This window comes from Apibacter muscae (genome assembly GCF_007845595.1).
Taxonomy (GTDB): Bacteria; Bacteroidota; Bacteroidia; order Flavobacteriales; family Weeksellaceae; genus Apibacter; species Apibacter muscae.
On the sequence record NZ_SELI01000007.1, the window covers coordinates 1 to 7,374 of the forward strand.

Here is a 7,374-nt window from a genome sequence, read left to right on the forward strand (position 1 = left end):
AATCGTTTCCGTTACTACAATCCCGAAACTGGACAATACATCTCCAAAGACCCCATCGGTCTGGCAGGGAATAACCCTAATAGCTATGCTTATACGCATGACTCCAATACGATGGTGGATACACTGGGATTAATGGCTCAACCAAAAGGCACTGGCTTGAATTGGAACGAAGGAAAGCTCGGACCTAACGATTTAGATTTACGTGGCACGGGTTCAAGTTTACAGGATGCCTTAGATATAGCTTTTGAAAAAACAGGAATTCCAAAAGATCAATTTACCGTAACTAAATGGGCTGAAGTTAAAACTGAATATGGAAAATCAATTCCTGTTGAATGGTATCATAAACCAAGTAAATCCGAAGTAAATATAGATTTACCTCATTTAGACGGATTTGATAAAAATGGAGTATGGGGAACTGGACCCGATGCCCCTCATGTTGGTTGGCAGACAGGTAAAAAGAAAGATAAAAAGGTAGGACATATTTTAATCGATGATACTAAAGTAGATGGGGTTGATGTTGGAAGAACAAAAATAAAATGTCCTTACTAATTCAATATATTAAAATGAAAAAATACGATAAACGTAATGAAGAAGATCTTTTAGAAGGATTAGAAGATTCTGAACTAAAAAATGTTGAAATCATATCATCTGATGAGATACGCAAAAAAATGATTGACAAATTTATTAAAACTAATCCTATTCCTAATCGATATGATGATAGATTTTTTTTAAATTTAATAGATTCTAGTACCATATTAAAGAATCCTTATTGTATAGAAGTATTAAAAAATAACCCTCAGACAGGGAAGTTTTATATGTTTGCAGAGCAAAGTAAGAGTTGTTTAATCTTAAATAATTGGGAAGAAGTAATAGAAATCTTAGAAAATCTACCCTATATGAATGTATATATCTTAGATGAACAATTTTCTTATGTTATTTCAGTTACTCAAGAAGATAATATGGTTTATACAGGAATTGAATTAAAAAAGCCTTAAATACTACTATAGTTATAAAACAAAACACCAACCCTAAAGGTTGGTGTTTTGTTTTAATTAATTTTTATACAGTTTGTCCAAGAGTTCCCATTCGCTTTTAGGGATCAGCTCTAAGAGTAAGGACAAAAGCAAAAAAAGCTCATCCCTGTTTAAAGAATTGACAGGATCTAAAATAGCCACTTTCAGAGCTTTAATAAGCGCCTGAATAGAGAATCCCAACTGCTGGTAATCCCCAATAAAAGAGAAATTATCCAAGGCAGTTAAAAACACTTTAAGGCTTTCAGGGTTTAAATTGTTGTTTTTTTGTTCGACATTTTTTTCTGTTTGCATGATAAAAAATATTAAGAGTTAAAAAAAAGGCAGGTCGCTGCAAACAGAATCTACCAAGGTAGAAAAGTCTCGGGACTTTCACCCGTACGCCTGCCAGATTATCGTTATGATTAATCACCTATTTAAAATAAATTCTGTTTGCGAGACAAAAATAGACAAAAAAATAAAGATGATTGTACAATCATCTTTATATTATATTTTATTTATTAAGAAGAATAATATGCTACATAGAGTAAGCCTGTCTATTTTTATAGTCCCTAGTAAAAGCTTTAATCACATCAAGTAATGATTTTTTTAAGTCGTCAGGAAGATTGTCTATTTCTTTAAACTGCTTAAGAAGTTCAGTATCTTTAATAGTATTTTCTTCATTACCCAATAAAAAATCTGTGGTAACATCTAAAACATCGGCAATAGCTTTTAAAGTTGTAGCAGAAGGAATAACCAAGTCTTGCTCATATTTAGAAATATTTTTTTGATGAGTTTGAGCCAGATTACCTAATTCTAATTGAGAAATCTTTTTTTTATTCCTACTTAATTTTATTTTTTCTCCTAATGTCATATTGCGTAAAATATTTTTATACAATAGCTTTTAAGCGTATATGCATCAAATATAGTTCATATTATGTAAAAAAAAGAATAAAAAAGTATACGCAATATATACCTTTTTATTACCTTTGGAGCAAATAGGTATTATAAAATATTTTAAAAAAAACTTACTCAATAAAAAACCCTAGTTATGAGTATCCCAGAAATCAAACAAAAGTTAAGCATCCAAGAAGTATTAGAGCATTATCAGATACCAGTCAAAAACCAGATGTGCCGATGTCCCTTTCACGAAGACCAAACCCCCAGCATGCAGGTCTTTAACGATTCCAACACCGTCAGATGTTACAGCGGAAACTGCCCCCAATCCAATAAGGTTATCGATGTCATAGACTTTATTATGTATTACGAAAAACTCACCAAAGCAGAATCCATTAAAAAAGCCCAAACATTCATAGGCGAGCCCAGTAGCCGTTACAGCAACGGACGCGTAAAAGAATACCAAGAGTTGCCTATGAATAAGCTGGAAGAAGTATTTTATAAAATGAAGCAAAATTTAAGACAAAGTAAAAAAGCAAATGAATATACATTATCAAGAAATCTAACCCCCGAACAACTAGAAATCGGCTACAACGGCAGGACGTATAAAGGAATAGTCAATTGTATCGTTTTTCCCCTGAAAGACCACCACAACAAGATTGTAAGTTTTTACGGGAGAAGCATCAAAGACCACCAGCACTACTATTTAAAAAACCGCCAAGGCTTATATCCCGGATATCCCCCAAAAGAAACAAAAAACCTAATTTTAACCGAAAGCATCATCGATAGCGCCAGTCTATTGCAAATAGAAAAGATAAGAGAAAAGTATAGTGTACTCGCCTGCTATGGAACCAACGGCTTTACATCAGAACACAAACAAGCAATCCAAGAACTCCAACACCTAGAAGAAATAATAATAATCTTTGACAATGACCAAGCAGGAAAACAAGCCACAGAGAAATTAGCCAAAGAATTAACAAACCAAAATCCCCAATTACAACTCACCACCCTAGAACTCCCCAACAAAGACATCAACGAAACCCACCAATTACATACCCCAGAGATATTTACAGAGCTGATAGAAAAAAGAAAAACCATTGAACGATCACCAGAAAAACATAGTATAGAGAATCCACCAAAAAAAGAACCCAATCTCACCCTAACCCAAATCAATCAATTAATAGAACAAAGCGGAATCATCGGCGAAGAAAACACCAGACTACTCCTGTTTATCATCGCCAGCTCATACAAAACCCCCAAACCCCTGCACGCCATCGTGCAAGGCAGCTCAGGAAGCGGAAAAACCCATTTAATCTCTAAGATCGCCGACCTCATGCCCCCCGAAGATGTTTTACGATTCACCCGAATCACCGAAAGCAGTTTATACAACTGGGGCGAATGGGATCTAGTAGGTAAAAATATCATTATTGAAGACCTCGACGGCTTAAAAGAAGAAGCCCTATATAGCTTAAGAGAACTCATCAGCAGTCAAAAACTCAGCAGTAGCGTCAGCGTTAAAGACAAAAAAGGCAATATCAAAAGCACCCAAAAAAAAGTACGCGGTATCTTTAGTTCCTTATCGGCTACCACCAAAGGAGATATTTATGAGGATAATATGAGCCGATCTTTTATCCTCGCCGTAGACGAATCCATAGAACAAAGCCAAAAAATCATAGCCTACCAAAATAAAAAATACGCAGGAGAGCTAAGCTCCTTGCAGGAAAAACAAGCCCAAAAACAATTACAAGACTACATAAGAAGCCTACAGAACCTAGAAGTCATCAACCCCTATGCAACAAAATTACAACTCCCCCAAGAAGTCCACAAAATAAGAAGACTCAACCAAATGTATCAAAGCATAATACAACAAGTCACCTATTTAAACCAAAAAAATCGGAGAATCTCCGCCGATAATCAAATCATAACAGAAAAAGAAGACTTACAACAAGCCACCGAAGTACTCTTTGAAAGCATAATCCTAAAAATAGACGAATTAGACGGAAGTTTAAGACAATTCTTTGAACGCTTAAAAACCCATCTAAAAAGCAAAGACCAAGAATTTTATTTACGAGAAGTAAGACAAAAATTGAACATAAGTAAAACCCAAATGTTTCGGTATATACAACACTTAAAAGAATTAGATTATATACGAAGTACAGGAGGACAAAACACCACAGGCTATAAATATAAAATTATATACTGGGATGACTTTGAAAAACTAAGAAACCAAATCAAAGAACAATTACAAAAACAGATAAATAAACTATAAATAAAAAAGGAACAGCAAAGGAACAGGTATGGAACAGCAAAAACACATTTAAATAACACAAAAACAACCCCTTAACACAAAAGCGTTCCAGATTCCCCAAAAGCACAACCCAAAAATGGAACAACTCCACCACTACCAAGAAAAATTACACACCCTAGGGTATAACCCCAAAACCATTTACAGCAAGATAAGAAACATAAAAAGCTTTTTAACCTTTACAAACAAACAAGAGAAACAAATACAAACAAAAGACCTAGAAAATTATATAAAAGAATTAAAACAAAGAAAATTACATAGCAGTACAATATATCAGTATTACACACACCCCAAAGAATATTTTAGATATATAAAAGAAAGTAAATATATCAGTAAAAACCCTTTTGAAACCCTTATTTTACATCTGGAAAAACAACCCTATAAAGAACGGATAATACTCACCCAAGAAGAAATACAAGCCCTGTACAGTAAAACAAAAAACCTACAAGAAAAAATCCTTTTACATTTAGCCTACGGCTGTGGACTCAGAGCCATAGAACTAGAAAGAATCAATACAGAAGAATTAGATATAAAAAACAAACTAGTGATCGTAGAACAAGGAAAGAACAGCAAAAGAAGAATAATACCTATCAATCAGACTTTACAAAGAGATTTCACGAATTATTTAAAATATAGAAATTCTATACAAATTGAAGAAACCGCCCTATTACTCAATCAAAAACAACAAAGAATGAAAAAACATACCGCCTTAGAACTACTAAAGAAAATACTTAAAAGAACCACCCTAAACAAAAATATAACCCTACACAGCTTACGCCATAGTATAGCCACCCATCTACTGGAGAACGGATTAAGCCTAGAAAACGTCAAAGAATTCTTAGGACACAAATACCTAGACACCACCGAACAATATGTACGAATTACTAAGTTAGAATTATGAAGAAAGAAATAAGAATTTAGAAAAATGAAAACATTACAAGACTATTTAGAAGAACAATATACAGGAGAAAGTATACAAAGCTATTTAATAGGAATAAAAAAATATTTACGCCACATTAAAAACCCAGAACAAGCCCAGAAAAAAGAAATCTTACACTATATACAAACCCTACGCAAACAAGGCAACAGCCCCAAAACCCTACAAAGCAGATTAGCCCATATCAAAGCCTATTATAACTACTTACAACAAACCAAACAAAGAAAAGATCATCCTTGTAAAGATTTACAATTAAAAGATAAGATAGATAAGTCTATTAAAACAGAACTATTATATACAGAAAAACAATTAGAAAAGTATTTAGAACAAACCCCCAAACATAAAAAACTCATGGTAAGCCTTTTAGTATATCAAGCATTAACCATACAAGAAATAGCAAATCTAAAACCTAAAGATATAGAAATACAAAAAGCAGAAATCTATTTAAAAACTAGAACCATAAAACTCAAAGCCGAACAAATCTATTTAGTTACAGAACACTATAAGCTGTTTAAAGAAAACAGAAACTATGTCTTTGAACACAGCAGGAAACCAGGACAGAAACTAAGAGCCAAAGGAATTAATCACTATATTAATTTTAAAAGACAAGAAAAATATACCCCCATAAAGATAAGGCAGAGTGTAATCAAGAACCTACTTAAAAAACATGATTTAAGAAAAGTTCAGGTTTTTTCAGGTCATAAAAAAAGTTCGATTACTCAACAATACCAAACTACAAACTTAGAACAGTTGAAAAATGAGATTGAAAATTTACATCCATTAAACAAAGTAAGTCAAACCAACTAGAAACCCTCTCAAACTATACTTCTGACTTCAAAATAAACACTATCTCAAACGCCCATTGCAAAGGTATTCGTCATTCTTCGCCCCCAGCTTTGTTTTTTAGTTCCAGTTGCAAGTATTCACTTACACAACAAAAACGTCGCGTGGCTCATCCATCCTCATTCGCAACTACTTCGTCTGCTCACAGGTTCGCATCCGCCGTTGCTTGTTAGTTATGCTCGCAGGCAGGTGCTTGCGCGCCACGGGGACGAAACACCCATGTAAAGAAGTAAACCACCTTTAACCCCGTTCACGGGCGGTTTTATCGCCAAAAAATAATAAGGAAGATAGATTAAATTTTTGGCAAGCCCCCACCGCCCGCGCTCGCACACTCGCTTTACTGCTCGCTAGGACGCATAAAGCTCGTTTTTAAAAACTCGCAACCCTCTTTTATAAAAACCACGAACGTTTTTAAAAAGAACAACCGCCACCCCCGAAAGCCCAACGCCCTATGTTCTTTTTAAAATCCGTTGTTTTTTTTTCTTTCAACTGAAAAAAAAGAGAACCACCTAAAAGCAGTTCTCCAAAAAAAATCTAGTCATAATAAAACACAACGATAATAAAAAAGAGAAACACAAAAAAACTTAACCTACATTAACAAAAACCCCAAATACAAAAAAATATTGCCATAAAGAAAAAAAATATCCCCTTGTATATTTATCCCAAAAAATCAGAAAAAAACCAAAAATATTTACCCAAAAAAACACCCCCGAATCATATAAAAAAATAACACAAAAAAAAACTAACAAGAGGGAGTGGCGGAACACTAAAAATGAAAAAATTATATAACTGATAATCAACACAATAGAAAAAAATCATTTTAATAAAACTTATAATAAAATACCAAAATCACCAGAAAGATAAAATACAAACAACACACAATCAATAAGATATCGCCAAAAAACAGATAAAAAAAATGTTAAGTTTTATTATAAGTTTTATCCCAAAAGCCCCCAAAAGAGCCAAAAAAAATCAGGCAGTTATTATATTCTTACAATTGAAAAAAGAGAGTTAATTAAGCCCCAAAAACGAGTATAAAAGATACGAAAAAATAAAATAAAATAAAATAAAATAAAAATCCAATATTTTACTTTCAACTGAAAAAAAATCCTGCCCGAAAGCAGGATTATTGAAATCATAAATAAATTATAACCTTATTTTTAGTCTGATAAAGATAGATATTTTTTATTTCAAATGGAATAAAAAATTATAAATTTGAGCCAATGAAAAAGTATCTATACTTTATACTTTTAGTCATAACTATTTGTTTCAACTGGCATAGAGTAGAAGCAAAAAGTATTCACTCGCGCGAGGCAAAAGGAAGCGCAGAGTTAGACTATAATCGTTTCCGTTACTACAATCCCGAAACTGGACAATACATC

The 7,374-nt window shown here is 33.2% G+C and carries 7 protein-coding genes; 5 read left to right on the forward strand and 2 right to left on the reverse strand.

The genetic code is table 11. The features are described 5' to 3' along the window. Together ETU10_RS11100 and ETU10_RS00110 are read left to right on the forward strand one after the other, a co-directional pair. Positions 1–549: polymorphic toxin type 47 domain-containing protein (locus ETU10_RS11100; RefSeq protein WP_246118394.1), on the forward strand; the 549-nt coding region annotated here is incomplete at its 5' end. Positions 550–563: 14 nt separating this feature from the next. Further along, entirely contained in the window at positions 564–995 is a 432-nt protein-coding gene (locus ETU10_RS00110; RefSeq protein ID WP_146309245.1) for a hypothetical protein, read from the forward strand. A gap of 57 nt (positions 996–1,052) precedes the next feature. Here the strand turns inward: ETU10_RS00110 and ETU10_RS00115 are convergent, their stop codons facing one another. Next, positions 1,053–1,325, reverse strand: a complete 273-nt coding sequence (locus tag ETU10_RS00115; RefSeq protein ID WP_146309246.1) for a hypothetical protein — start codon at positions 1,323–1,325, stop codon at positions 1,053–1,055. A gap of 223 nt (positions 1,326–1,548) precedes the next feature. Further along, positions 1,549–1,884, reverse strand: coding sequence for a helix-turn-helix domain-containing protein (locus ETU10_RS00120; RefSeq protein WP_146309247.1), 336 nt, complete (start codon positions 1,882–1,884; stop codon positions 1,549–1,551). A gap of 177 nt (positions 1,885–2,061) precedes the next feature. Here ETU10_RS00120 and ETU10_RS00125 point away from each other — a divergent pair, with 177 nt between their 5' ends. The 3 genes from ETU10_RS00125 (at position 2,062) to ETU10_RS00135 (ending at position 5,956) form a co-directional block, all read left to right on the forward strand. Further along, positions 2,062–4,176, forward strand: a complete 2,115-nt coding sequence (locus ETU10_RS00125; RefSeq protein ID WP_146309248.1) for a toprim domain-containing protein — start codon at positions 2,062–2,064, stop codon at positions 4,174–4,176. A gap of 115 nt (positions 4,177–4,291) precedes the next feature. After that, entirely contained in the window at positions 4,292–5,113 is an 822-nt protein-coding gene (locus ETU10_RS00130; RefSeq protein WP_146309249.1) for a tyrosine-type recombinase/integrase, read from the forward strand. 24 nt (positions 5,114–5,137) lie between these two features. Beyond that, the gene (locus ETU10_RS00135; protein ID WP_146309250.1) at positions 5,138–5,956 is read left to right on the forward strand and encodes a tyrosine-type recombinase/integrase; all 819 of its coding nucleotides are present in this window, start codon (positions 5,138–5,140) and stop codon (positions 5,954–5,956) included. The last annotated feature ends 1,418 nt before the right edge of the window (positions 5,957–7,374 follow it).